This window comes from Pseudomonas sp. H3_A02 (assembly GCF_054671965.1).
The window spans coordinates 192,224-217,440 of record NZ_CP162807.1 but is presented as its reverse complement, the minus strand read 5'-3'; the positions used below and the strand labels follow the sequence as shown (position 1 = coordinate 217,440).

The 25,217-nt window shown below is 62.3% G+C and carries 16 protein-coding genes, 1 tRNA gene and 1 pseudogene; 12 read left to right on the top strand and 6 right to left on the bottom strand.

Translation table 11 applies throughout. The features are described from left to right. The first annotated feature begins 119 nt into the window (after positions 1-119). Both pnp and AB4N80_RS00950 read left to right on the top strand, forming a co-directional pair. Positions 120-2,225 (top strand): polyribonucleotide nucleotidyltransferase, encoded by a 2,106-nt coding sequence (gene pnp / locus AB4N80_RS00955; protein ID WP_003197725.1) that lies wholly within the window; start codon positions 120-122, stop codon positions 2,223-2,225. A 125-nt stretch (positions 2,226-2,350) separates the two neighbouring features. Then, positions 2,351-2,426 (top strand) — tRNA-Thr (locus AB4N80_RS00950). A 9-nt stretch (positions 2,427-2,435) separates the two neighbouring features. Here the strand turns inward: AB4N80_RS00950 and AB4N80_RS00945 are convergent. Continuing rightward, the gene (locus AB4N80_RS00945) at positions 2,436-2,981 is read right to left on the bottom strand and encodes a hypothetical protein (protein WP_122569145.1); all 546 of its coding nucleotides are present in this window, start codon (positions 2,979-2,981) and stop codon (positions 2,436-2,438) included. Between the two features lie 304 nt (positions 2,982-3,285). Between AB4N80_RS00945 and AB4N80_RS00940 the strand changes: the two genes are divergently transcribed. After that, positions 3,286-3,591, top strand: a complete 306-nt coding sequence (locus AB4N80_RS00940; RefSeq protein ID WP_053213286.1) for a DUF6388 family protein — start codon at positions 3,286-3,288, stop codon at positions 3,589-3,591. Positions 3,592-3,678: 87 nt separating this feature from the next. Here the strand turns inward: AB4N80_RS00940 and nadC are convergent, their stop codons facing one another. After that, positions 3,679-4,527 carry a carboxylating nicotinate-nucleotide diphosphorylase gene (gene nadC / locus AB4N80_RS00935; RefSeq protein ID WP_122569146.1) on the bottom strand — a complete coding sequence of 283 codons (849 nt, stop codon included), beginning with the start codon at positions 4,525-4,527 and terminating at the stop codon, positions 3,679-3,681. Positions 4,528-4,750: 223 nt separating this feature from the next. Here nadC and AB4N80_RS00930 point away from each other — a divergent pair, with 223 nt between their 5' ends. The 5 genes and pseudogenes from AB4N80_RS00930 (at position 4,751) to AB4N80_RS00910 (ending at position 10,737) form a co-directional block, all read left to right on the top strand. Further along, positions 4,751-6,964: a DUF1631 domain-containing protein gene (locus AB4N80_RS00930; RefSeq protein ID WP_460080265.1), complete on the top strand. Its 2,214-nt coding sequence runs from the start codon at positions 4,751-4,753 to the stop codon at positions 6,962-6,964. Between the two features lie 64 nt (positions 6,965-7,028). Beyond that, positions 7,029-7,589 (top strand): 1,6-anhydro-N-acetylmuramyl-L-alanine amidase AmpD, encoded by a 561-nt coding sequence (ampD, locus tag AB4N80_RS00925; RefSeq protein ID WP_122569148.1) that lies wholly within the window; start codon positions 7,029-7,031, stop codon positions 7,587-7,589. Then, positions 7,586-8,422 carry a regulatory signaling modulator protein AmpE gene (gene ampE, locus AB4N80_RS00920; protein ID WP_122569149.1) on the top strand — a complete coding sequence of 279 codons (837 nt, stop codon included), beginning with the start codon at positions 7,586-7,588 and terminating at the stop codon, positions 8,420-8,422. Before ampD ends, ampE begins: the two co-directional genes overlap by 4 nt. A 317-nt stretch (positions 8,423-8,739) precedes the next feature. Beyond that, positions 8,740-9,831, top strand: a pseudogene (locus tag AB4N80_RS00915) (methyl-accepting chemotaxis protein); the annotation flags it as partial. Continuing rightward, positions 9,808-10,737, top strand: coding sequence for a methyl-accepting chemotaxis protein (locus tag AB4N80_RS00910; RefSeq protein WP_431496248.1), 930 nt, complete (start codon positions 9,808-9,810; stop codon positions 10,735-10,737). The pseudogene AB4N80_RS00915 and the gene AB4N80_RS00910, both read left to right, overlap by 24 nt. Positions 10,738-10,859: 122 nt before the next feature. Here AB4N80_RS00910 and AB4N80_RS00905 read toward each other — a convergent pair whose 3' ends face one another. Next, positions 10,860-11,636: a TatD family hydrolase gene (locus AB4N80_RS00905; RefSeq protein WP_122569151.1), complete on the bottom strand. Its 777-nt coding sequence runs from the start codon at positions 11,634-11,636 to the stop codon at positions 10,860-10,862. Between the two features lie 20 nt (positions 11,637-11,656). Then, on the bottom strand, positions 11,657-12,652 hold the full coding sequence (gene cra, locus AB4N80_RS00900) for a catabolite repressor/activator (RefSeq protein WP_122569152.1): 996 nt from the start codon (positions 12,650-12,652) through the stop codon (positions 11,657-11,659). Between the two features lie 289 nt (positions 12,653-12,941). Between cra and ptsP the strand changes: the two genes are divergently transcribed. The 4 genes from ptsP to AB4N80_RS00880 all read left to right on the top strand — a co-directional run bounded on the left by ptsP (position 12,942) and on the right by AB4N80_RS00880 (position 20,241). Next, complete coding sequence (ptsP, locus tag AB4N80_RS00895) at positions 12,942-15,806, top strand: phosphoenolpyruvate--protein phosphotransferase (protein ID WP_305491687.1); 2,865 nt, start codon at positions 12,942-12,944, stop codon at positions 15,804-15,806. Further along, positions 15,806-16,747: a 1-phosphofructokinase gene (pfkB, locus tag AB4N80_RS00890; protein WP_460080259.1), complete on the top strand. Its 942-nt coding sequence runs from the start codon at positions 15,806-15,808 to the stop codon at positions 16,745-16,747. The genes ptsP and pfkB overlap by 1 nt, the downstream gene beginning before the upstream one ends. A 14-nt stretch (positions 16,748-16,761) precedes the next feature. Continuing rightward, positions 16,762-18,507: a PTS fructose-like transporter subunit IIB gene (locus AB4N80_RS00885; protein ID WP_122569155.1), complete on the top strand. Its 1,746-nt coding sequence runs from the start codon at positions 16,762-16,764 to the stop codon at positions 18,505-18,507. Positions 18,508-18,699: 192 nt separating this feature from the next. Beyond that, on the top strand, positions 18,700-20,241 hold the full coding sequence (locus tag AB4N80_RS00880) for an alkaline phosphatase D family protein (protein WP_122569156.1): 1,542 nt from the start codon (positions 18,700-18,702) through the stop codon (positions 20,239-20,241). A gap of 153 nt (positions 20,242-20,394) precedes the next feature. On the opposite strand, the gene AB4N80_RS00875 is transcribed toward AB4N80_RS00880, so the two are convergent. Then, positions 20,395-22,920 carry a PepSY domain-containing protein gene (locus AB4N80_RS00875; RefSeq protein WP_460083191.1) on the bottom strand — a complete coding sequence of 842 codons (2,526 nt, stop codon included), beginning with the start codon at positions 22,918-22,920 and terminating at the stop codon, positions 20,395-20,397. Positions 22,921-23,680: 760 nt separating this feature from the next. Next, entirely contained in the window at positions 23,681-24,844 is a 1,164-nt protein-coding gene (locus AB4N80_RS00870) for a type III PLP-dependent enzyme (RefSeq protein ID WP_122569159.1), read from the bottom strand. Positions 24,845-25,217 lie beyond the last annotated feature (373 nt).

Sequence of the window (25,217 nt, the reverse complement as noted above, 5' to 3'; positions counted from 1 at the left end):
CTCAAGTTTTATCTGGATACACGTTTTACCCTGGACAGGCGTCGGGCCGATTCCCGTCATTGCCCAAGAATTTCGCAAGAAGACAAGTTCCCCAAGAGCCACAAAGAAGGTAGGACACCGTGAACCCGGTAATCAAAAAATTCCAATTCGGTCAGTCGACCGTTACCCTCGAGACTGGCCGTATCGCCCGTCAGGCCTCCGGCGCAGTGCTGGTCACCGTTGACGACGACGTCAGCGTATTGGTGACCGTTGTCGGTGCCAAGCAAGCCGATCCAGGCAAGGGCTTCTTCCCTCTGTCTGTCCACTACCAGGAAAAGACTTACGCTGCCGGTAAGATCCCTGGCGGTTTCTTCAAGCGCGAAGGCCGTCCTTCCGAGAAAGAAACCCTGACTTCCCGACTGATCGACCGTCCGATCCGTCCGCTGTTCCCAGAAGGCTTCATGAACGAAGTGCAGGTTGTCTGCACCGTCGTGTCCACCAGCAAGAAAACCGATCCGGACATCGCTGCGATGATCGGTACCTCGGCTGCCCTGGCCATCTCCGGCATTCCTTTCGATGGTCCGATCGGCGCTGCCCGTGTCGCGTTCCACGAAAGCACCGGCTATCTGCTGAACCCAACCTACGAGCAACTGAAAGCTTCGAGCCTGGACATGGTCGTGGCCGGTACTTCCGAAGCCGTGCTGATGGTTGAATCCGAAGCCAAAGAGCTGACCGAAGACCAGATGCTGGGCGCCGTGCTGTTCGCTCACGACGAGTTCCAGGTGGTAATCAACGCCGTCAAGGAACTGGCCGCCGAAGCCGCCAAGCCAACCTGGACCTGGGCTCCGCAAGCCGAAGCCACTGAACTGCTGGGCGCGATTCGTGCCGAGTTCGGTGAAGCGATCTCCCAGGCCTACACCATCACCGTCAAGGCTGACCGTTATGCGCGCCTGGGCGAGCTGAAAGACCAGGTCGTTGCCAAGCTGTCCGGCGAAGAAGGCCAGCCATCGGCCAGCGACGTCAAAGCCGCTTTTGGTGAAATCGAATACCGCACCGTTCGCGAAAACATCGTCAACGGCAAGCCGCGTATCGACGGTCGCGACACCCGCACCGTACGTCCGTTGAACATCGAAGTTGGTGTTCTGCCAAAGACCCACGGTTCGGCACTGTTCACCCGTGGCGAGACCCAGGCCCTGGTCGTTGCCACACTGGGCACCGCCCGTGACGCACAACTGCTGGACACCCTGGAAGGCGAAAAGAAAGACCCGTTCATGCTGCACTACAACTTCCCTCCGTTCTCGGTGGGCGAGTGTGGTCGCATGGGTGGCGCCGGTCGCCGCGAAATCGGTCACGGCCGTCTGGCCCGTCGTTCGGTCCAGGCCATGCTGCCTGCCGCTGATGTGTTCCCGTACACCATTCGCGTGGTATCGGAAATCACCGAGTCCAACGGTTCGAGCTCGATGGCTTCGGTCTGCGGCGCTTCCCTGGCCCTGATGGACGCTGGTGTGCCGATGAAGGCGCCGGTTGCCGGTATCGCCATGGGCCTGGTTAAAGAGGGCGAGAAATTCGCCGTCCTGACCGACATCCTGGGTGACGAAGACCACCTGGGCGACATGGACTTCAAAGTGGCCGGTACCGCCAAAGGCGTCACCGCACTGCAGATGGACATCAAGATCAAGGGCATCACCGAAGAGATCATGGAAATCGCCCTGGGCCAAGCCCTGGAAGCGCGCCTGAACATCCTTGGCCAGATGAACCAGATCATCGGTCAGTCCCGTACCGAGCTGTCGGAAAATGCTCCGACCATGATCGCGATGAAGATCGACACCGACAAAATCCGTGATGTCATCGGTAAAGGCGGCGCGACCATCCGTGCGATCTGCGAAGAAACCAAGGCTTCGATCGACATCGAAGACGACGGTTCGATCAAGATCTTCGGCGAAACCAAGGAAGCGGCAGAAGCAGCACGCCAGCGTGTCCTGGGTATCACCGCAGAAGCCGAGATCGGCAAGATCTACGTCGGCAAGGTTGAACGCATCGTCGACTTCGGCGCCTTCGTCAACATCCTGCCAGGCAAGGACGGTCTGGTTCACATCTCCATGCTGAGCGATGCTCGCGTCGAGAAAGTGACCGACATCCTCAAAGAAGGCCAGGAAGTGGAAGTGCTGGTACTGGACGTGGACAACCGCGGCCGTATCAAGCTGTCCATCAAGGACGTCGCAGCAGCCAAGGCATCGGGCGTTTAATCAGCCCTTCGCCTGACCGCTGAACAAGCAAACGCCCCGACTGGTTCGGGGCGTTTTGCTATGTGAAGAAAATCCCCGCCAGGCAGGTTGCCTGGCCACCGGGGACGGTGCTAGTTTTAGCCACCGCCCGTGTAGCTCAGTCGGTAGAGCAGCGCACTCGTAACGCGAAGGTCGCAGGTTCGATTCCTGTCTCGGGCACCACCCCCCTCGTTATTTCACCTTCCTGCTCAGTTCCTCGACGGTACGTTTGAGCTTGTCCATTTCATTGTCCTGATCGCTAAGCTCTCGTTTCAGGGACGAAATCTCGCTGTTGCTCGAACTCGAACTGGAGCCGCTATTGCGCTTGAGTTCTTCCACTTGTTTGCCAAGGTCCTTCAGATCGTCTTGCTGTTCCTTGATCGTGCGCTTGAGCTCGTCAATCTCCTTGCTGCTGGAGGTGGAGCCGGAGCCGCTGTTGCGCTTGAACTCTTCGATCTGGCGGGCCTGCTCGCTGAGGATGCGCTTCTGGTTTTCCAGTTCGGCGGCGTTATCCTTGACTGCTTCTGGCAAGTTTTCCAAGTCACCCACGCTGATATTGGTCTTGATGAGAACATCTTTATCAAATGAGTTGCGGAGCACGGGGATTGTGTCGGTAGGCAAAGGTGTACCGGAGGTAACTTCGACAGCCGCTTGAGCAAGGCCGGCAAAGCTCAGGCTGCCGAGCAGCAAGGTCGCGGTAGCAAGCCGGGTCGACGAACGTTTCGAAAAGCTGCGCATCACTGGGGTTCCTTGTGAAGTGCCTGTGTGGCACATCGCTATGACTGGTTTTTTTGACAGATGTTCCAAAGCTCCCCTGGTTTCCCATGCACATGGTTTTTTGTGGGATAGATGTAAAGAACCGTGTAAATCGTCGGCAAAACGTCCTATATTCGTTGCCTGCATGTGCATCGCCCAGCAGTTTTCAGATGATCCCCGAATGGTTCTGAAGGCCAGATAAACCGGGCTTCACACGGTTTTTTGCGTCAGAGAGATCCTTGATGATCCAGATCCATCTTCCATTCCCCAGATCAACGAGAACGCCATGACCGTTAAAGCATTGACCCAGGAAGCCAGGCACGAAGAAGCGCTGAAGAAGTACGTGTTGGATGCGCCCCAACTGCTGGAAGAGATCAAGGACTTGCCTGCCGACGATCAAAAAGACCAGATCCAGTGGGCGTTCGAGGATGAGGCCGAAGCTCAGGGGCTGCAGCCTTGGGAGTTGACGCTCAAGTACACCAGCACGCCTGAAGAGTTCGAGGCGCAGCGCCTTGCGTTGCACAAGGAGGCGGCCGAGGTGCTGGGTGTGGAATGGGATGAGTACTGCGAGATGAATAATCTGGTGGTCTGAAAAACGCGACCAGAACAAAACTGTGGCGAGGGAGCAAGCTCCCTCGTCACGGACCCTCTTCGTTTCTGATCGCCTGGCGTCAGCCTGTCAGAGGCTCAAGCGCATCGACAGATCCACCGCCTTCACATCCTTGGTCATCGCGCCGATCGAGATGTAGTCCACGCCGGTCTCGGCAATCGGGCGCAACGTGCTTTCGTTGATCCCGCCGCTGGCCTCCAGCTTCGCCTTGCCGCCATTGAGGCGTACGGCTTCACGCATGTCGTCCAGGCTCAGTTCGTCGAGCATGATGATGTCGGCGTTGGCCGCCAGCGCTTCTTTCAACTCCGCCAGGCTTTCCACTTCGATTTCCACCGGTTTGCCCGGTGCGATCTTGTGGGCGGCCGCGATGGCCTGGGCGATTCCGCCGCAGGCGGCGATGTGGTTTTCCTTGATCAGGAAGGCATCGTAGAGGCCGATGCGGTGGTTATGGCAGCCGCCGCAGGTGACCGCGTACTTCTGGGCCAGGCGCAGCCCGGGCAGGGTCTTGCGGGTGTCCAGCAGCTTGACCTGAGTGTCGGCGACGAAATCGGCCAGGTAACGGGCCCGCGTGGCGACGCCCGAGAGCATTTGCAGGAAGTTCAGCGCGCTGCGTTCGCCGGTCAGCAGCGAGCGGGCCGGGCCCTCCAGATGGAACAGCGCCTGATCGGGGGTGGCCCGGTCGCCGTCGCGCACTTGCCAGTGCACCGCGACACGCGGGTCCAGTTGCCGGAACACGGCATCGACCCAGGCCGTGCCACTGATGGTCGCCGCATCGCGGGTGATGATCGTGGCCTTGGCCAGGCGTTCGGCGGGGATCAGTTGCGCGGTGATGTCGCCGCTGCCGATGTCTTCGAGCAACGCACGGCGCACGTTGGCTTCGATTTCGGCGGTCAGATCGGCGAGGCGTAGATTCGGCATAACGGGCTCCACAAACAAAGTGGCTTGATTATAGGGTGTCGAAACCTGCATTTGGTCGCGTCCTCGCAACATTTCCTCATTTTCCCGGTCACTTATTGCGCCGTATTTCGAGCTCGATCACAGAGTCTGCTGGTACGACAGGGTTGTTTTACCCGATAATCCGCCTTTCGATTGACGTCATGACTTTGACGTTGCGAACCGAAAACCGTTTCAGGAGGCCAGGATGCACAACGACGGGAATGTAGTGCCTTTGCACAAGGTGCCTACCGATCAGGCGAGTCGCTCGCCGCTCGCCCGCCTGCCTGTGATTCTGCTTCAGGTTCGCGACAAGGCCGCCCAACAGTTGCGCCTGGGTTTGCAGGGGCTGTTTGATAACGCCGACGACACCTTGTTTGAAATGGCCGACCGGGCGCGCGACGACGTCGAGCAGAACCTGTATTTCGAGGCCATGCGAGACCTGCGTCTGAAGCGTAAAAGTATCGAGCGGGAGTTCATCGAGCAGTTTTTCGAGACCTTCGTCAGCCTGGCCCAGTACGACCTGACCCACGCCAGCTTGGCGCCCACCCTGGCGCCGGACGGCCAAACCCAGCGCTCCCACGATGAGCTGGAGCGTCATCTGGCGGTCGAGGCCATGGTCACTCGGGTGCTCAGGCGCGATGGCGTGGCGCTCGAGCAACTGACGGCCCGGCTCGGTGTGCTGCTGGACCGACCGCTGGCCAACCAGCACAACCCCCTGAGCCCGGCACTGCTGTGCGAGAAGTTCCTGCAGGCCGGGCGCAATCTGGGGGTGGGCATCAAGGTCAAGCTGATCCTGCTCAAGCTCTTCGAGCGTTATGTGCTCAGCGAGTGCGACCAACTCTATACCGAGGCCAACCAATTGCTGGCCGCCACGGGCGTCTTGCCGGAGCTCAAAGTGACGCCGGCGCGCCGGGTATCGGATCGTCCCCAGGATAATCCCAGGCCCAACGCCGAGATCGCTGCCAAGCCCAGCGATGCCGAGGTCGACGACAGCGTGCAGGAAGTGTTCGCCGCCCTGCAGAAACTCTTGATGCACGTGCGTGGCAGCGTGGCGCCGACCCTGGAAGCCAGCGTGCCACCCCAGCCGATTTCTACCCGTGACCTGCTGCGGCTGCTCTCGCATTTGCAGCAGTACGTGCCAGCGCCTGCCGTGCAGGACGAGTTCGACTTGCGTAGTCAGCTTGAACAATTGTTGACCCGGGTCAGCGTCAGGAGCGGCAAGTCCCGGGTGGTTGAAGGCGCCGATGAAGACGTGATCAACCTGATCTCGATGATGTTCGAGTTCATCCTCGACGATCATAACCTCCCAGACTCTTTCAAGGCCCTGATCGGCCGCCTGCAGATCCCGATGCTCAAGGTCGCGGTGCAGGACAAGAGCTTCTTCAGCCGCGGCAATCATCCGGCCCGGCGGCTGCTGAACGAAATCGCCGCCGCCGCCATGGGCTGGGGCGATTGCGACGATCATCAGCGCGACAGCCTGTACCTGCGCATCGAACAAGTCGTGCAGCGCTTGCTGAATGATTTCGTCGATGACCCGGCGATTTTCTCCGAGCTGCTGGCCGATTTCCTGGCCTTCACCAGTGATGAGCGGCGCCGCAGTGAGTTGCTTGAACAGCGTATCCGCGACGCCGAGGAGGGGCGGGCCAAGGCTGAGCTGGCGCGTCATCGGGTCGAAGGGGCGTTGAACCAGGTGATGCTGGGCAAAGTCTTGCCGCAAGCCGTGGTGGAGTTCGTGCAGCAGGCCTGGAGCCAGGTGCTGTTGCTGACCTGTTTCAAGCACGGTAAGTATTCCGCCGAGTGGCAGGCCGACGTCCTGACCCTGGAGCAATTGATCTGGAGCGTCCAGCCTCACGACGAGCCAGACGCTGGCCTGCGTTTACTGGCGATGGTGCCGGAGCTGCTCAAGGCCTTGCGTGAAGGCCTGAGTCGTTCGGCGTTCGACCCATTCGCCACCAGCGAGTTTTTCAGTGAGCTGGAAGTCCTGCATGTGCAGGCCCTCGAACGCACGGGCCAGGCAACGGAACAGGCCCAGTCGTTCGATTCGCCGGCGATGGTCGAGGTGTTGGAAAGAATCTTCCTGCGCCCCTCGCAAAAAACGGCGGGAGAGAGCGTGGCGGTGCATTTGCCGGCGGATGATGTCGGCCTGCTGCAGGTCGACCAGTTGCACCTGGGGAGTTGGGTCGAGTTCCAGGAGGACGATGACAATACCCTGCGTTGCAAGCTGGCGGCGATCATCGAGGCCACCGGCAAATACGTCTTCGTCAATCGCACCGGCCTCAAGGTGCTGGAGCACAGCCGCACCAGCCTGGCCCTGGAGTTTCGCCGGGGCGCGGCGCGACTGTTGGACGACACCCTGTTGTTCGACCGGGCGCTGGAGTCGGTGCTGGGCAATCTGCGCCAGCTCAATCGCGGCAAGTGATCGCGCAGCCCGGTCCGATCACGGCATACTGGCGGCATTCACCGTCGTCATCGAAGGAACCTCTATGCAGTTGGACTCCGCGAGCGGTTGGTGCGAAGGGGTGCGTCATTGCCCATCGCCCAACTTCAATGCGCGCCCGGAAGGCGAAATCTCCCTGCTGGTGATCCACAACATCAGTCTGCCACCGGCACAATTTGCCACGGGCAAGGTGCAGGAATTCTTCCAGAATCGACTGGATGTCACGGAACATCCCTACTTTGTCGGTATCGCCGATCTGCGGGTTTCTGCGCATTTTCTGATCGAACGTGACGGCGCCGTGACCCAGTTTGTCTCTTGTCTGGACCGCGCGTGGCATGCGGGCGTCTCGTGCTTCGAGGGGCGTGAGACCTGTAACGATTTTTCCCTGGGCATCGAGCTTGAGGGCACGGATGATCTGCCGTTCACCGACGCGCAATATGTGGCATTGGTGGACCTGACCCGGCAGTTGCAAGCGGCGTTCAGGGCGATCACTGTGCAGCGTATCTGCGGGCACAGCGATATCGCGCCGGGGCGCAAGACCGATCCGGGACCGGCATTCGACTGGGTGCGCTACCGCGCAGCCCTGACAGAAGGGGAAGGACAATGAGTTTTCTGGTGTTGCTGCTGGCCGTCTGGATCGAGAAGTTCTCGGCCTTGCGCCAGCGGGTTCAGCGCGACGGCGGTTGGCTGCGCGAGCTGAACAAGCTCGAGGCGAGCCCACGGTGGGTCAACCGACCTTGGCTGGTGCTGACGGTGATGGTCCTGCTGCCCGTGGCACTGCTGGCATTGCTTTTGTGGGTGCTGGAGCCGGTGGCCTATGGTCTGCTGGCGCTGCCGGTGCACTTGCTGGTGGTGATTTACAGCCTGGGGCGCGGTGATCTGCTGGCCGCCCTCGGGCCGTTTCGCGATGCCTGGCGTCGGGAGGACCTGCAAGCGGCGGCCCATGTGGCCAAGCGCGACCTGGACATCGAGGCCGATGACGGTGAGCAGTTGCTGGAGCGGGTCCAGGGGCATTTGTTGTGGCAGGCCTACCAGAGCTTTTTCGCGGTAATTTTCTGGTACTTCGTGTTGGGCCCGGTCGCGGCCTTGAGCTATCGACTGCTGGCGCTGGCCGCCGAGCACAGCCAGAACCCCGACGTGGCCGAGCGGGCCGCGCAAATGCGTCATGCCTTCGACTGGGTGCCGGTGCGGTTGCTGGCGGCGAGCTTCGCCCTGGTGGGCAATTTCGTCGCGGTCAGCCGGGTCATGTTGCATGAGCTGTTGAACTGGAACATCAGCGCCGCCGACCTCATCGACAAGGTCGGCCTGGTGGCTGGCGAAATCCCCAGGCCTGTCGCCGGGCCGGATGGCATCAATAGCTTGGACCGCCTCTGGGAGTTGCTGCTGCGTGCGGCGGTGCTCTGGTATGCCGGGTTTGCGTTGTGGACGGTGTTGGCCTGAGAACACCAACACATTTCCTTGTGGCGAGGGGATTCTGTGGGAGCAAGGCTTGCCCGCGATAAGCGATGCGGTCTTTCAGAAATCGCGGCGTCTGCATCGCGGGCAAGCCTTGCTCCCACAGATAAATCCCCTCGCCACAGGGAACGGGCGATGTACCTCGTTAACCTTAAGTTACAAATCTCCCCGCCGATTTAGGCTATACAGGGACAGCGCCCGAATAGTGGCTTTCTGCTGTCTCCGTGCGCGAGCTCATAACAATAAGAACACTACCGGGAGACTTCCTTGTGAAGAGTTTGCTCTGGCCCGCCGTCGCGCTGATGAACCGCCTGAGCTTCGGCATGAAGTTCAGCCTGATCAGCGTGCTGTTCCTGCTGCCCATGCTGGTGACCAATTTCTTTCTGGTGCGTGATTCCTATCGGGAATTCCAGGGCACCCAAGTGGAGCTGCAAAGCCTCGACTTGTTGGGCAGTAGCCTGACCCTGCGCCGAGACCTGGAAACCCTCAACAACCTGGTGCAGATCAACGCCAGCCTGGGCCAGTCCGGTAAGGCCGGTGATGTGGAAGCGAAGATCGGCAGCCTGGAGCAACAGGTCCTCACGCGCCTGCAAGGCATGACCGCCATGGCCATCGAGCCTGAGCAGGTCAGTGCCTTCGAGGCCAAGCGCGACGAGATGATCGGCGCGTTCAAGGCCCAGCAGGCCGAAAGTTCCTTGCAGAGCAAAAGTGCGCTGATCGGCAAGTTGCTCAACAGCGCCCAGATGTTCAGCCAGATCATCGCCAGCCAGGCGGGGCTGAGCCGCGACAACCAGAGCGACATCCGTCAACTCAGCGAATTGATCATCGGCACCACCCCCAAGGTCACCCAGATCCTCGGCGAAGGCCGGGCATTGGGCGCCTCTTCATTGGGGCTGGGCTTTCTCAATTCGGCCTCGAGCACCCGTTTCGACGAGTTGCTGGCGCAGATCGAAAAGCTCCAGGGCGAGTACGACTTGAAACTGCAGGACGCCCTCGGCTCCAGCAAGGCGGCCGGACAAGCCCTTGGCACCCAGGCCGATAGCAGCAAGAGCACCCTCAAGAACGCTTCGGAACTGATCGAGGAACAGGTGGTGATGGCCGACACCCTCGATGCGCCCTGGTCGGCATTCTTTGACCAGGTCAGCGGCCTGATGGAGCAGACTTATCGGTTGAACGAAGCGACCCAGGGTTTTCTCGGTGTGCAGTTGCAACAACGTCTGGAGCAAAATCGCAGCCATATGGTGCTGCAAGCCGTGGCGCTGGTGGCGGTGTTCCTGTTGATTTTTTACCTGTATGCCGGCTTCTACGCGTCGACCCGCACCACCCTCCAGCACCTCGGCCAGATGATGGACAAAGTGGCGGCGGGGGACATGACGGTCAATTTTGTAGCGCGCAGCAAGGACGAACTGGGCGAATTGGGTGAAGTGTTCAACGGTACGGTGGCGAAGATCCATGACCTGATCGAACAGGTCGGCCGCACCGTCGCGGAAGTCGAACGCCAGGCCGGGCAGGTGGAAACGGTATCGGCCCAGAGCAACCAGGCGGTCGCCGGCCAGCGCAGTCAGATCGAACTGGTGGCCACGGCGATGAACCAGATGTCGGCCACGGCCCAGGAAGTGGCCCGCAGTGCCGCCGCTGCCGTGAGCAGTGCCCACAGCGTGAACGACGAGACCCTCAGCGGGCGCGGGCTGGTGGAGTCCCAGCAGGGCAGCATCGCCCGCTTGGCCAGCGAGATCGATCAGTCGGTGCAGGTGATCAATCAACTGGCGACCGACAGCCAGGCCATCAGCCGCGTGCTGGATGTGATCAAGAGCATCGCCGAGCAGACCAACCTGCTGGCCCTCAATGCCGCCATCGAAGCCGCCCGGGCCGGTGAGCAGGGTCGGGGTTTTGCGGTGGTGGCCGATGAAGTGCGGACCCTGGCCAAGCGGACTCAGCAATCGACCGAAGAAATCGAAGCGATGATCACCCGCCTGCACGGCGGAGTCGGCGCCGCCGTCAAGGCGATGGGCACCAGCCATGAGATGGCCAGTGGCACGGTCGGCCAATCGGAAAAAGTCCAACAGGCCTTGGAAAATATCCTCGGTGCGGTCGGCATGATCGTCGACCAGAACCAGCAGATCGCCGCCGCCGTGGAGCAACAGACGGCCGTGGCCCATGACATCGACCAGAACATCGTCGAGATCAACCGAGCTGGCGAACGTACGGCCGAAGGCGCGCACCAGACCGAAAACGCCAGCCGCGAACTGTCCGCCCAGGTGGTGCAGCTCAAGCAACTGATCAATGCGTTTCGGGTGTGAGTCTGGCTGATTCGCCGCAGACCCAATGTGGGAGCGGGCTTGCTCGCGAAGGCGGTGGGTCAGTCGACGAAAGTGTTGCCTGACACTCCGCCTTCGCGAGCAAGCCCGCTCCCACAGGTTTTTTACCAGTTGAACAGTTGGCGGGCGTTGGCCGTGCTGGCCTCGGCCAGACGCTCAGGCGTCACCGCCATGATCCCGGCCAGCGCCTCGCAAATCGCCGGCAAATGCGCCGGGCTGTTGCGTTGGCCGGGAAACATCGCCGGGGCCATGTCCGGTGAGTCGGTTTCCAGCACCACCGCCTCCAGCGGTAACTTCGCCAGCACCCGGTGCATGCGCAGGGCCTGGGGCCAGGTCGCGGCACCGCCGAGGCCGAGCTTGAAGCCGAGCTTGATGTATTCGCGGGCCTCTTCGAAACTGCCGGCGAAGGCGTGGATGATCCCCGCGCGCGCCGGGCGAATGCGCTTGAGTGTGGCGATCACGGCGGCATGGCTGCGGCGCACGTGGATCAGCGCTGGCAGTGCAAACTCCACGGCCAATTCCAGTTGCGCTTCGAACAGCGCTTGCTGGCGCTCGCGGTCCAGGGTCTCGATGTAGTAGTCCAGGCCGATTTCCCCCACCGCACATAATTGCCGATGCCCGGCCAGACGGCTCAGCCAGTCGCGCAGCAGCGCCACGTCGTCGGGTTGATGCTGGTCGAGGTGCACCGGGTGCAGGCCCAGGGCGGCATGCAGGTCCGGGTCGCTTTGCACCAGGTCCCAGACCCGCTGCCAATTGTCCCGATACACCCCCAGGACCACCATTTGCCGCACGCCCAAGGCGCGGCTTTCGGCCAGCAGCGCCGGGCGGTCCGCGTCAAAGTCCGGAAAGTCCAGGTGGGTGTGGGTGTCGATCAACTCCATGCATCAATCCTGAAGAAACGTCAGCCCTGGTGGATCCGCTGCTTGAACGTCCGCGCGATGGCCTGCACGCCAGGCTGGTAGTCATCGTTTTCGATGGCCGCCAGGGCCAGTTCCAGGGCCTTGGCGGCGATCAGCTGATGTTGTTGGGACATGGCATTGACCGGCAGCGGCAGGAAATCCAGCAATTGCGTGTCACCAAACGTGCCCAGGCGCAGCGGACGCGTCTTGAGCGGGAAATCGTGCAGGGCGTCGAACACCCCTTGCAGCAGCACGTAAGATGTCGTGATCAGCGCATCGGGCAGGTGCCCCAGGCGCGCGAGCATTTCATCCATCAACTGACGACCGCATTCACGGCTGAACGACTCGCCATGCTCGATCAGCACCTGGCCCTCGAACCCAGCCAGGGCTTCGCGAAAACCGGCGGCCCGTTCCTGACTGATGCTCAATTCGGGACGGGCGCTGATCAAGGCGATTTGCCGCGGGTGGGTTTCCAGCAGGCTGCGCGTCAGGTGTAGGCTGGCCTGGCGGTCGTCGCTGATCACCGAGCAGAACCGCGCCGGTTCCATCACCCGGTCGATGGCGATGATCGGAATGCCCTTGGCCTGCAATTGCAGGTAGCTGTCGTCGCCGGCCGGCAGGCAACTGGCGACGATCAGCGCATCGCAGCGCCGGGCGCGGAACAATTGCAATAGCTGCCGCTCACTGTCGGGCGCATCATCGGAACTGGCGATCAGCAACTGATAGCCCCGGGCCCGTGCGCCTTGTTCCAGCAACTTGGCGATGCGTGCGTAACTGGGGTTTTCCAGGTCTGGCAGGATGAAGCCCAGGGTCCGCGTATGCCGGCTGCGCAGCCCGGCGGCCTGGGGGTTGGGCGTGAAGCCGTGTTCCTCGACCACCGCCCGCACCCGTTCGACGGTGGCGCTGCTGATGCGTTGCTGTTCGGCCTTGCCATTGATGACATAGCTGGCGGTGGTCACGGACACACCGGCCAGTTGGGCAATATCACTGAGTTTCAACCCGGTTTTCCTTGTTTTTTCGAGTTAGCCCCGACGATAAGGGCCATCCTACCCGATTCAAGCCGACGGTTACCGTCCAAGCGCTTACGACAAGTTGCACTTCAACGATGAGAGATTATCGAGTAACGTGCCAATCTTTCTAGATTAAACGTTTCAGCAAGCGTATTTTCAAGGCTAGCAGGATTTTTGGCCGTGCTGCCGCGATACCGCCAAAAGCCGTCCTGTAACGCTAAGCTGATTCATTCAAAACAATACCTGGCGCCAACCCGGTCGCCAAAAAGGAGAAAGCATGCTCGAGCTCACTCTAGAGCAGATATCCATGGCGCAGACGGCTGTGGATAAAGACGCTGCACTGCAACTGCTCGCCGACAAACTGGTGGCCGATGGCCTGGTGGCTGAGGGTTACCTCGCCGGCTTGCAGGCTCGCGAAGCCCAGGGTTCGACCTTTCTTGGCCAAGGTATTGCCATCCCCCACGGCACCCCGCAGACCCGCGACCTGGTCTATTCCACCGGCGTGCGCCTGCTGCAATTCCCCGAAGGCGTGGACTGGGGCGATGGTCAGATTGTCTACCTGGCCATCGGCATTGCTGCCAAGTCCGACGAACACCTGCGCCTGTTGCAACTGCTGACCCGCGCCCTCGGCGAGACGGACCTGGGCCAGGCCCTGCGCCGTGCCGGTTCCGCCGAAGCCTTGCTGAAGCTGCTGCAAGGCGCGCCGCAGGAACTGGCCCTGGATGCCCAGATGATCGGCCTCGGTGTGTCGGCTGACGATTTTGAAGAGCTGGTATGGCGCGGCGCTCGCCTGTTGCGCCAGGCCGATTGCGTGAGCAACGGCTTTGCCGGCGTGTTGCAGCAAGTCGATGCGCTGCCCCTGGGCGATGGCTTGTGGTGGCTGCACAGCGAGCAGACCGTCAAGCGCCCGGGCCTGGCGTTCGTCACCCCGGACAAACCCATCCGTTACCTGGGCCAACCCTTGAGCGGTCTGTTCTGCCTCGCCAGCCTTGGCGAGGCCCACCAGGCCTTGCTGGAACGGCTCTGCGCCTTGCTGATCGAAGGCCGTGGCCACGAACTGGGCCGCGCCACCAGCAGCCGCAAGGTGCTGGAAGTGCTCGGCGGCGAATTGCCCGCCGACTGGCCCAGCGCGCGCATCGGCCTGGCCAATGCCCATGGTCTGCATGCGCGTCCGGCGAAGATCCTCGCCCAGTTGGCGAAAAGTTTCGAAGGCGAAATCCGCGTACGTATCGTCGACGGCCAGGACAGCGCCGTGTCGGTCAAGAGCTTGAGCAAGCTGTTGAGCCTGGGCGCCCGTCGCGGCCAGGTCCTGGAATTCATCGCCGAGCCGAGCATTGCCGCCGATGCGTTGCCGGCACTGTTGGCGGCCATTGAAGAAGGCCTTGGCGAAGAAGTTGAACCACTGCCGCCACCGAGTGCGCCACGGGAAACCGTGATGGCGGAAGTTGCGACCGTCATGCTGGCGCCCGAATCCGGCAGCCTGATCCAGGCCGTCGCCGCCGCCCCGGGCATCGCCATCGGCCCGGCGCATATCCAGGTCTTGCAGGCCATTGACTATCCACTGCGCGGTGAGTCGGCAGCCATCGAGCGCGAGCGCCTGCAGAACGCCTTGAACCAGGTGCGCCAGGACATCCAAGGCCTGATCGAGCGCGCCAAGGCCAAGGCCATCCGCGAGATCTTCATCACCCATCAGGAAATGCTCGACGACCCGGAGCTGAGCGACGAAGTCGACACCCGCTTGAAGCTGGGCGAGAGTGCGCAGGCAGCGTGGATGGGCGTGATCGAAGCCGCCGCGAAAGAGCAGGAAGCCTTGCAGGATGCCTTGCTGGCCGAACGCGCCGCCGATCTGCGAGACGTCGGCCGTCGAGTGCTGGCGCAACTGTGTGGCGTCGAAACCCCGAACGAACCCGAGCAACCCTACATCCTGGTGATGGACGAAGTCGGCCCGTCCGACGTGGCTCGCCTGGACCCGGCCCGTGTGGCAGGGATTCTCACTGCCCGTGGCGGTGCCACCGCCCACAGCGCCATCGTCGCCCGCGCCCTGGGCATTCCGGCGCTGGTGGGCGCCGGTGCGGCGGTGTTGCTGCTGGCACCGGGCACCTCGTTGCTGCTGGACGGCCAGCGCGGCCGCCTGCACGTAGACCCTGACGCCACCACGTTGCAGCGCGCCAAGGAAGAGCGCGACACCCGCGAACAGCGCCTCAAGGTCGCCGCGCAGCAACGTCACGAACCGGCAGTGACCCGTGACGGGCATGCCGTGGAAGTGTTTGCCAACATTGGCGAAAGCGCCGGTGTCGCCAGTGCGGTGGAGCAGGGCGCCGAAGGCATTGGCCTGTTGCGCACCGAACTGATTTTCATGGCCCACAACCAAGCGCCGGACGAAGCGACCCAGGAAGCCGAATACCGCAAGGTGCTCGATGGCCTGGCCGGTCGGCCGCTGGTGGTGCGTACGCTGGATGTGGGCGGCGACAAGCCGTTACCGTACTGGCCGATCGCGAAAGAAGAAAACCCGTTCCTCGGCGTACGTGGCATCCGCCTGACCTTGCAACGTCCGCAGGTGATGGAAGCGCAACTGCGGGCCTTGTTGCGCTCGGCGGACAGCCGTCCGCTGCGGATCATGTTCCCGATGGTGGGCAGCGTCGATGAGTGGCGCCAGGCCCGGGCCATGACCGAGCGCCTGCGCCTGGAAATCCCGGTGGCGGACCTGCAACTGGGGATCATGATCGAAATCCCGTCCGCCGCGTTGCTGGCGCCGGTGCTGGCCAAGGAAGTCGACTTCTTCAGCGTCGGCACCAACGACCTGACGCAATACACCCTGGCCATCGACCGTGGTCACCCGACCCTCTCGGCCCAGGCCGATGGCTTGCATCCGGCCGTGCTGCAACTGATCGACATCACCGTGCGTGCCGCCCATGCTCATGGCAAGTGGGTCGGTGTGTGTGGCGAACTGGCGGCCGATCCGCTGGCGGTGCCGGTGCTGGTAGGCCTGGGCGTGGACGAACTGAGCGTTTCGGCCCGCAGCATTGCCGAGGTCAAGGCGCGGGTCCGCGAGTTGAGCCTGGCGCAAGTACAAACCCTGGCCCAAGCGGCCTTGGCCGTGGGCAGCGCCGATGACGTGCGCGCATTAGTGGAGGCGCTGTAATGGCGAAGATTCTTACCCTGACCCTCAACCCGGCGCTCGACCTCACGGTAGAGTTGGTGCGCCTGGAACCGGGCCAGGTCAACCGCAGCGACGGCATGCACGCCCACGCCGCCGGCAAGGGCGTGAACGTGGCCCAGGTGTTGGCCGATCTCGGCCATACGCTGACGGTCAGTGGCTTTCTGGGCGAAGACAATGCCCAGGTGTTCGAGACGCTGTTCGCCCAGCGGGGTTTTGTCGACGCCTTTATCCGCGTCCCCGGCGAAACCCGCAGCAACATCAAGCTGGCCGAGCAGGACGGGCGCATCACTGACCTCAACGGGCCGGGCCCGGTGGTCGACGCCGCCGCACAGCAGGCCTTGTTGGCGCGACTGGAGCAAATCGCCCCCGGCCATGACGTGGTCGTGGTGGCGGGCAGCTTGCCCCGGGGCGTCAGCCCGCAGTGGTTGCAGGCATTGATCACCCGCTTGAAGACACTCGGCCTGAACGTGGCCCTCGACACCAGTGGCGAAGCCTTGCGCGTTGCCCTGGCGGCGGGGCCGTGGCTGATCAAGCCGAACACCGAGGAACTGGCCGATGCGCTGGGTTGCGAGGTGGTGAGCGAAGTGGCCCAGGCACAAGCGGCTCAGCGCCTGCATGCCCAGGGTGTCGAGCATGTGGTGATTTCCCACGGTGCCGATGGCGTGAACTGGTTCAGTGTCGGTGCGGCGCTGCATGCCTCGCCACCCAAGGTCAGTGTCGCCAGTACCGTGGGTGCCGGGGATTCGCTGCTGGCGGGCATGCTCCACGGCCTGCTCAGTGCCGACACGCCGGAGCAGACGCTGCGCACCGCCACGGCCATCGCCGCCATGGCGGTCACGCAGATCGGTTTTGGCATCCACGACACCGCGTTGCTGGCGTCGCTTGAACAGGGCGTGCGCGTGCGCCCCCTGACAGAACAATAAGAGGGTTCGCAAGAATGAAACTAGCCATTGTGACGGCCTGCCCGAACGGCATGGTTACCAGTGTGTTGTGCGCCCGCCTGCTGGACGCCGCGGCGCAGCGCCAGGGTTGGAGCACCAGCGTCGAGGTCCATGACGCGGCCCATCCGGAACGCCAGTTGTCGGCCGCGACACTCGAAGCGGCCGAGTGGGTGTTGCTGGTCGCCAGCGGCCCGGTGGACCTGTCGCGGTTTGTTGGTAAGCGGGTGTTCCGCAGCACACCGGCCCTGGCTCTTCAGGACGTTGATGCGGTGCTGCGTCGCGGCGCCGAAGAGGCTGAGGTTCTGGGCGAGGCCGACGTATTCGCGCAAGAACCGGCGACTTCGACCGAGCGCGCTCCACGCCTGGTTGCGATCACGGCTTGTCCGACCGGCGTCGCCCACACTTTCATGGCTGCCGAAGCCTTGCAGCAGGCGGCGGCGCGCTTGGGTTACGACCTGAAGATCGAAACCCAAGGCTCGGTGGGCGCGCGCAATCCGTTGAGCCCCGAGGCAATCGCCGAGGCCGATGTGGTACTGCTGGCGACTGATATCGAAGTCGCCACCGAACGTTTTGCCGGCAAGAAAATTTATCGTTGTGGCACCGGCATTGCCTTGAAACAGGCCGAGGCCACGCTGAAAAAAGCCTTGGCTGAAGGGCGGCAGGAAAGCGCGGCGAGTGGTGCCGCCTCGGGGCCGGCGAAAGCGGAAAAAAGCGGTGCCTATAAGCACCTGCTGACGGGCGTATCGTTCATGCTGCCGATGGTGGTGGCCGGTGGTTTGATGATCGCTTTGTCGTTCGTGTTCGGCATCGAGGCCTTCAAGGAGCCTGGAACCCTGGCGGCCGCGCTGATGCAGATTGGCGGCGAAACCGCGTTCAAATTGATGGTGCCGCTGCTGGCCGGCTACATCGCCTACTCCATCGCCGACCGGCCAGGCCTGGCGCCAGGCATGATCGGCGGGTTGCTGGCGAGCACTCTGGGTGCTGGCTTCATTGGCGGGATCATCGCCGGTTTTCTCGCCGGCTACGCGGCCAAGGCGATCAACCGCTACGCGCGTTTGCCCCAAAGCCTGGAAGCGCTCAAGCCGATCCTGATCATTCCGCTGCTGGCGAGCCTGTTCACCGGCCTGGTGATGATCTACATCGTCGGCAAGCCGGTGGCGGGCATGCTCGACGCCCTGACCCACTTCCTCGACAGCATGGGCACCACCAATGCGATTCTGTTGGGTGTGTTGCTGGGGGCGATGATGTGCGTCGACCTCGGCGGACCGATCAACAAGGCTGCCTACGCGTTTTCGGTGGGGCTGCTGGCTTCGCAGAGTTATGCGCCGATGGCCGCGGCCATGGCCGCCGGCATGGTGCCGCCCATTGGCCTGGGCATCGCCACGTTCATCGCCCGACGCAAATTTGCCCAGACCGAGCGCGAGGCCGGTAAAGCGGCGCTGGTGCTGGGGCTGTGCTTCATTTCCGAAGGCGCGATCCCGTTCGCGGCCAAGGATCCGCTACGGGTGATCCCGGCCAGCATTGCCGGCGGCGCGCTGACCGGTGCGCTGTCGATGTACTTCGGCTGCAAGCTCATGGCCCCCCACGGCGGCCTGTTCGTGATGCTGATCCCCAACGCCATCAACCATGCGTTGTTGTACCTGCTGGCGATCGTGGCGGGGAGCCTGCTGACGGGGGTGGCGTATGCGCTGCTCAAGCGGCCTGAGGTGGTGGAGATGGCGTTGGAGCCGGCGAAGGCCTGATTTAAGTCACACCACCCTACCTGTGGGAGCGAGCTTGCTCGCGATAGCGGAGTGTCAGACCACATTTTTGTCGGCTGATACACCGCTATCGCGAGCAAGCCCGCTCCCACAGTGGTTTTGGGTAGTCATAAAATTTCTGTCACAGCCACTTCACAGAGCCATGCTTAAGTTTCCCTATTTGGGGAGAACACCATGAGCGAATTCGACCTGGGCCGTCGTCGTGTGATGCAAGCCGTGGGGGCGGGGTTGTTGTTGCCGGGGCTGGCGCCGGCGGTGATCGCTTCGGTCAAGGATCGTCCGCTGCTCACCGACGGTGTGCAGTCCGGCGACTTGCAGGGCGACCGGGCGATGATCTGGAGCCGCAGCGACCGTCCGGCGCGGATGGTGGTGGAGTGGGACACCCGCAGCAAATTCAGCAATCCGCGGCGTGTCGTTTCGCCCATGGCCGACGCCCGCAGTGATTTCACCGCCCGGGTCGAACTCACCGGGCTGCCCCGCGACCAGGCGATTTTCTACCGTGTGCATTTTGAAGACGCCCAGAGCGGCGTTGCCAGCGAACCCTGGCTCGGCCACCTGCGCAGCGTGCCGCAGTTCAAGCGCAACATCCGTTTCGTCTGGAGCGGCGACACCGTCGGCCAGGGCTTCGGGATCAACCCGGACATCGGCGGCATGCGCATCTACGAAGCCATGCGCCTGCGCCTGCCGGATTTCTTTATCCACAGCGGCGACACTATCTACGCCGACGGCCCGGTGCCGGCGCAAATCACCGCCGAGGGTGGGCGCATCTGGCGCAACCTCACCACCGACGCCAAGAGCAAGGTCGCCGAGACGCTGGATGAGTATCGCGGCAACTATCGCTACAACCTGATGGACGAAAACGTACGCCGTTTCAATGCCGAGGTGCCGCAGATCTGGCAGTGGGACGACCATGAGGTGGTCAACAACTGGTCGCCGGGCAAGCAACTGGACGAGCGCTACCAGACCAAGGATATCCACAGCCTGGTGGGGCGTGCGCGCCAGGCCTGGCTGGAATACGCGCCGATGCGCCGGCAGAAGGCCGACGGCGGTGGACGGATCTACCGCAAGCTCGGTTACGGGCCGCTGCTGGATGTGTTCGTGCTGGACATGCGCAGTTACCGCGAAGCCAACGACGCCAACCTCGGCGTGGCCAAACCGTTCCTGGGGCGTGAGCAATTGAATTGGCTCAAGCGCGAATTGAAGCAATCCCGTGCCCAGTGGAAAGTCATTGCCGCCGACATGCCCATCGGCCTCGGTGTGCCGGATGGTGAGGTCAGCCCCGGCGTGCCGCGTTGGGAAGCGGTCGCCAACGGTGACCCGGGCCCGGCCCAGGGGCGTGAACTGGAGATCGCCGAACTGCTGGGTTACCTGCGCAAACATCAGGTGCGCAACTACGTCTGGCTCACCGCGGACGTGCACTATTGCGCCGCCCATCACTACCACCCCGAACAGGCCGCCTTCCAGGATTTCGAACCGTTCTGGGAGTTCGTCGCCGGGCCGTTGAACGCCGGCAGCTTCGGGCCCAATGCCCTGGACAAGACCTTCGGCCCGGAAGTGGTGTTCCAGAAAGCTCCTCCGGCCCAGAACACCTCGCCGTTTGCCGGGTATCAGTTTTTTGGCGAGGTGAACATCGATGGGCCGAGCGGGGAGATGAGTGTGGTGTTGCGGGACCTGGAAGGTGTGGCGGTGTTCGAGAAGAAGTTACAGCCGGTTTGACTGTCAGTCGCGCCAGGAGCCTCTGTGGGAAAAGCCTCTGTGGGAGCAAAGCTTGCTCGCGATAACGGTATATCTGTCAATAAATGGCTGACTGAAAGTCCGCTATCGCGAGCAAGCTTTGCTCCCACAAGGGGTACTTAAAATGGGTGTCTGTCAGTAGACATCCCGCCGATACCGCCCCTGCTCGATCAGTCGCTCCACTTCCTCGCGCCCCAGCACGTTGTTGAGCACGTGGTCCACCCCGGATGCCATGCCCTGCAGGCTGCCACAGACGTAGATCACCGCGCCGTCGGCCAGCCATTGCTTGAGCAGCGCGGCCGATTCCAGCAGGCGGTCCTGGACGTAGACTTTCTGCTTCTGATCCCGAGAGAAAGCCAGGTCCAGGCGTTCCAGGTCGCCGGAGGTCACCCATTCCTGCAGCTCATCGCGGCAGTGGAAGTCGTGTTCGCGGTTGCGTTCGCCAAACAGCAGCCAGTTGCGCTGCATACCCTCGGTGACGCGCGCCTTGAGTAGGCTGCGCAGGCCCGCCAGGCCGGTGCCATTGCCCAGCAGGATCATCGGCACGCCCTGGGGCGGCAGGTGGAAGCTGCTGTTGCGGCGCAGCCGCAGGCTGATGGCGCTGCCCAGCGGTGCGTGTTCGGTCAGCCAGCCGGAACCCACGCCCAGGCTGCCGTCGGCGTGACGTTCCTGACGCACGATCAGCTCCAGCACGCCGTCGGCCGGGATCGAGGCGATGGAGTATTCGCGGATCGCCAGCGGTGCCAGCGCATCCACCAGTGCCTGGGCATGCAGGCCGACCAGATGGGCGCGGTTTTCCGGCAACTGGCGGGTCGCCAGGGCCTGGTCGAGGCTCTGGGGCAGGCCGTCGACTTGCACGCGCGCCTGGCCGGAGAGGCCGAGGCCATCGAGGAAATGTTCGATGACCCACAGGTCATTGCGCGGCAGGATTTCCACCAGGTCACCGGCCAGCCAACTGCTCGGCCCGGGGGCGCTGAGGCCGAGCAGGTACACGCCCGAGCCGCTGCTGTCGGGGTTGAGCAGGGTGCGTTGGCTCAGTGTCCAGTTTTCGAAGCGGGGCGCCTGCCAGGTCTCTGCGGGCGTCTGACCGGTCAGTTCGGCCAGTTGTTGTTGCCAGTGACGCAAGGCGTAAGGATCGCCGCTGTCGACTTCCACCGGCGCGAACAGGGTCTTGCCGCCGTGTTCCGCCAGCCAGGCGTGCAGACGCCGGGCGAAGCCGCAGAAGTGTTCATATTGCCGATCGCCCAGGCCCAGCACCGAATACTGCAAGCGCTCCAGGCTCAAGGCCTGGCCCAGCACCTTGCGTTCGAAGCCACGGGCACTGTCCGGTCCTTCGCCGTCGCCAAAGGTGCTGACGACAAACAGCGCGTGGGTGGCGTTGTTCAGGTCTTGCTCGCGAACACCGGCCAATGGCTGGACGTTCACGGGCAAGCCGGCGGCCTGGAGTTGGCCGGCGGTCTGCCAGGCCAGTCGCTCGGCGAAACCGCTTTGGCTGGCGAAGCCGATCAGCCAAGCCGGCGCATTGGTCGGGTTGGCACTCAGGGCCTGGCGGGCGTTTCTGGCGTGGCGTTTCTTGCGACGACGGTCCAGGTACAGCAACCAGCCGGTGATGAAGAACAGCGGCATGGTCAGCGCGGCGACGGTCACCAGGATCCGCCCGACCAGGCCGAAGTAGCTGCCAATATGCAGGGCATAGACACTGGTCAGCAACTGCGCCTTGAGGCTCTTGTCGCTGTAGCGGCTGTGCCGACTGATGACGCCGGTGGCCGGGTCGAGAGTGAGCTGGTTCAGCGCCCGGTCGTGGGGTGCGTTGTTCAGCAGGTAGAATACGGTCGCCGGCTGCCCGGCCACGGGCGGCATGCGCACGTTATAGGCGGACAGGCCCGGGCCGGCGGCGCTGTAGATGCTGCTCCACATGGCCCGGTAATCGGCCACGGGCAGTGGGCCGCTCGGCGCCGGGCCGCGATTGCGCACCCGTTCCTCTTTCGGCGAATCGGAGAGCAGGCGGGTCACGCCTTTGTTGTACCACTCGTAGGACCAGGTCAGCCCGGTCAGTGCCGCCAGCAGATAAAACACCAGGCACCAGGTGCCCGCCACCGAGTGCAGGTCCCAATTGAAGCTGCGGCCTTTCTTCCGCCAGTCGAGGGTCAGCCACGCGCGCCAGCTTTTCCATTGGCGCGGCCAACGCAGGTACAGCCCGGACAGGCAGAAGAACACCAGGATCAACGTACAGGCCCCAGTGATTTGCCGGCCCACGTCATCCAGGGTCAGGACGCGGTGCAGCCTGAGCATCAGGCCGAAGAAATCCTGGCCGGTCACCTCACCCATGAACTGTGCGGTAAAGGGGTTGAAATAGCGCATGGCGCCACGTTTTTCCCCAGGAGGCGCCGCGAAAATCACCCGCGCGGCGTTGCCGCTGTCGGTCTCGACCCAGAGCATGGCGACGGTCTTGCCGGAAGCGGCTTCGATCTGCTCCACCAGCTCGGCGGGCGGCAAAACGCCGGCCGGTTGCTTCTCGACCGTCAGCACCTGCGGGTTCAAGGCCCGCAGAATTTCATCCTGAAACGACACCACCGCCCCGGTAACGCCCATCAACGCCAGGACCAGCCCGGCACTGATGCCGAAAAACCAGTGCAACTGGAACAGGGTTTTCTTCAACACGTCGCCCGCCTTGTTCATCTAATACTGTTCATCACGGTGCGCATTATGCCGTGTGTTATCGAGAAGCATTCATAAACACACCGAAAAGCCCCGATCATTTGCATGAACGGGCAGGCGACGAATCCTGTGGGAGCGAGCTTGCTCGCGAAGAGGCCATCACATCCAACATCTTCGCCGACTGGGACACCGCCTTCGCGAGCAAGCCCGCTCCCACATTGGAACTGCGGCAGACCCCAAATTCGTGTGCACCCAGAGTCCCTTTGTGGGAGCGAGCTTGCTCGCGATGAGGCCGGCACATCCAACATCTTCATTGACTGAGCCACCGCTATCGCGAGCAAGCTTTGCTCCCACAGATCCGATGGGTGTACGACCGGGAGAGCCAGGTCGGCTGTCAGGCCGCCTCGCGAGCAAGCTTTGCTCCTACAGATCTGATGGGTGTACGACCGGGAGAGCCGCGCTGGGCCATGGATGGCCCTTCGCGGCGGGCCCACGGAGCAATGCCGGAGTGAGGGCACACCGAGCCTAGGCGAGGTGCCGAGTGGTGGGGCAGAAGCGCTTTGGTTACTTTCGCGCTTTTCGAAAGTGACCCGCCGTAAGGGCGGAACCATAAGCCGCCGTTACCGAAATAACGGATATACACACCAACCGCACGGCAAAATAACCCTCTCAAAAACCCCAAAAAAAACGGCGCTTTCCATTTCTGAAAAAAGCGCCGTTTTTATTACGCAACAGAACTACAAAGGTTCAAGCCCCAAGCGCATCACACGTAAAACGATTTCAGCGGCGGAAAGCCATTGAACTCCACCGCGCTATAGCTAGTGGTATAAGCCCCAGTCGACAACCAGTACAGCCGATCCCCAATAGCCAGGTTCAACGGCAAGCCGTACTTGTAGTTCTCATACATGATGTCAGCGCTATCGCAGGTCGGCCCGGCGATGACCACTTCTTCCATCTCACCTTTCTTCTCGGTCCAGATCGGAAACTTGATGGCTTCGTCCATGGTTTCGATCAGGCCGGAAAACTTGCCCACATCCGTGTACACCCAACGCTCGACAGCGGTACGGGACTTACGCGCCACCAACACCACTTCGCTGACCAGGATACCGGCGTTGGCGATCAACGAACGGCCCGGCTCCAGGATGATTTCCGGCAGGTCGTCACCGAAGTCTTCCTTGAGGAAACGGATGATTTCCTCGGCGTAGGTCTCCAGGCTGTTGGTGCGGGTGATGTAGTTGGCCGGGAAGCCACCGCCCATGTTGATCAACTGCAGAACGATGCCATCCTCTTCTTTCAGGCGTTCGAAGATCACCTTGACCTTGGCGATGGCGGCGTCCCAGACGCTGATGTCGCGCTGTTGCGAGCCGACGTGGAACGAAATGCCGTACGGCACCAGGCCCAGGTCGCGAGCCAGGATCAGCAGGTCCATGGCCATGTCGGTCTGGCAGCCGAACTTGCGCGACAACGGCCAGTCAGCGGTGGTCGAGCCTTCGGTGAGGATCCGCACATAGACTTTCGAGCCCGGCGCGGCCTTGGCGATGTTGCGCAGGTCGGCTTCGGAGTCGGTGGCATACAGGCGCACGCCCTTCTCGTAGAAGTAGCGAATGTCGCGGGATTTCTTGATGGTGTTGCCGTAGCTGATCTGCTCCGGGCCCACGCCACGGCTCATGACCTTGTCCAGCTCATAGATCGAGGCGATGTCGAAGTTCGAGCCTTTTTCCTTGAGCAGGTCGATGATTTCCACCGCCGGGTTGGCCTTGACGGCGTAGTAGACCTTGGCGAATTCGAAACCGGCGCGCAGGTCGTCATAGGCCTGGGAGATCATCGCGGTGTCGATCACCACGAACGGGGTTTCCTGCTTGTCGGCGAACGCTTTCATTTTCTGGAAGGTTTCGCGCGCGAAATAATCTTCGACCTGGATCGACATACTTGGGACTCCTACTGGCAAACATCAGGATCAATGGGTGTGAAGGCTAGCAGCCTTCGTGAACGTCCTCCGTATCCCCACTTTGGTTCGCCTACTTCCCAAGGCATGTCGCCGAAAGCAAAAAGGCCATGGGATGCGTGATTCCCTTGGCCTTGCTGTCTCGTCGTCAGTACTTGAGCCGGATGGATCGTTTCCAGCATGGACGTTCGGCGCGAACTTTAGGGCGTGAGGGGCCTGAGATCAACTAAAAATGTCGCGTTTTTGCACACATCCGTCGTGCGGCCCGCGACAGCTCATGATGTAACCGACCTGCGTGACAGATTGATGTTCCCGTTGAAGTTGTTTTTGAGGTGTTTCAGGGGTATTTGTGCAG

Excerpts from the sequence above, each read along its gene's own strand:
- AB4N80_RS00945 (WP_122569145.1), bottom strand. The coding sequence starts at position 2,981 with ATGCGCAGCTTTTCGAAACGTTCGTCGACCCGGCTTGCTACCGCGACC.
- AB4N80_RS00940 (WP_053213286.1), top strand. The coding sequence starts at position 3,286 with ATGACCGTTAAAGCATTGACCCAGGAAGCCAGGCACGAAGAAGCGCTG.
- nadC (WP_122569146.1), bottom strand. The coding sequence starts at position 4,527 with ATGCCGAATCTACGCCTCGCCGATCTGACCGCCGAAATCGAAGCCAAC.
- AB4N80_RS00930 (WP_460080265.1), top strand. The coding sequence starts at position 4,751 with ATGCACAACGACGGGAATGTAGTGCCTTTGCACAAGGTGCCTACCGAT.
- ampD (WP_122569148.1), top strand. The coding sequence starts at position 7,029 with ATGCAGTTGGACTCCGCGAGCGGTTGGTGCGAAGGGGTGCGTCATTGC.
- ampE (WP_122569149.1), top strand. The coding sequence starts at position 7,586 with ATGAGTTTTCTGGTGTTGCTGCTGGCCGTCTGGATCGAGAAGTTCTCG.
- AB4N80_RS00910 (WP_431496248.1), top strand. The coding sequence starts at position 9,808 with ATGACGGTCAATTTTGTAGCGCGCAGCAAGGACGAACTGGGCGAATTG.
- AB4N80_RS00905 (WP_122569151.1), bottom strand. The coding sequence starts at position 11,636 with ATGGAGTTGATCGACACCCACACCCACCTGGACTTTCCGGACTTTGAC.
- ptsP (WP_305491687.1), top strand. The coding sequence starts at position 12,942 with ATGCTCGAGCTCACTCTAGAGCAGATATCCATGGCGCAGACGGCTGTG.
- pfkB (WP_460080259.1), top strand. The coding sequence starts at position 15,806 with ATGGCGAAGATTCTTACCCTGACCCTCAACCCGGCGCTCGACCTCACG.
- AB4N80_RS00885 (WP_122569155.1), top strand. The coding sequence starts at position 16,762 with ATGAAACTAGCCATTGTGACGGCCTGCCCGAACGGCATGGTTACCAGT.
- AB4N80_RS00880 (WP_122569156.1), top strand. The coding sequence starts at position 18,700 with ATGAGCGAATTCGACCTGGGCCGTCGTCGTGTGATGCAAGCCGTGGGG.
- AB4N80_RS00870 (WP_122569159.1), bottom strand. The coding sequence starts at position 24,844 with ATGTCGATCCAGGTCGAAGATTATTTCGCGCGCGAAACCTTCCAGAAA.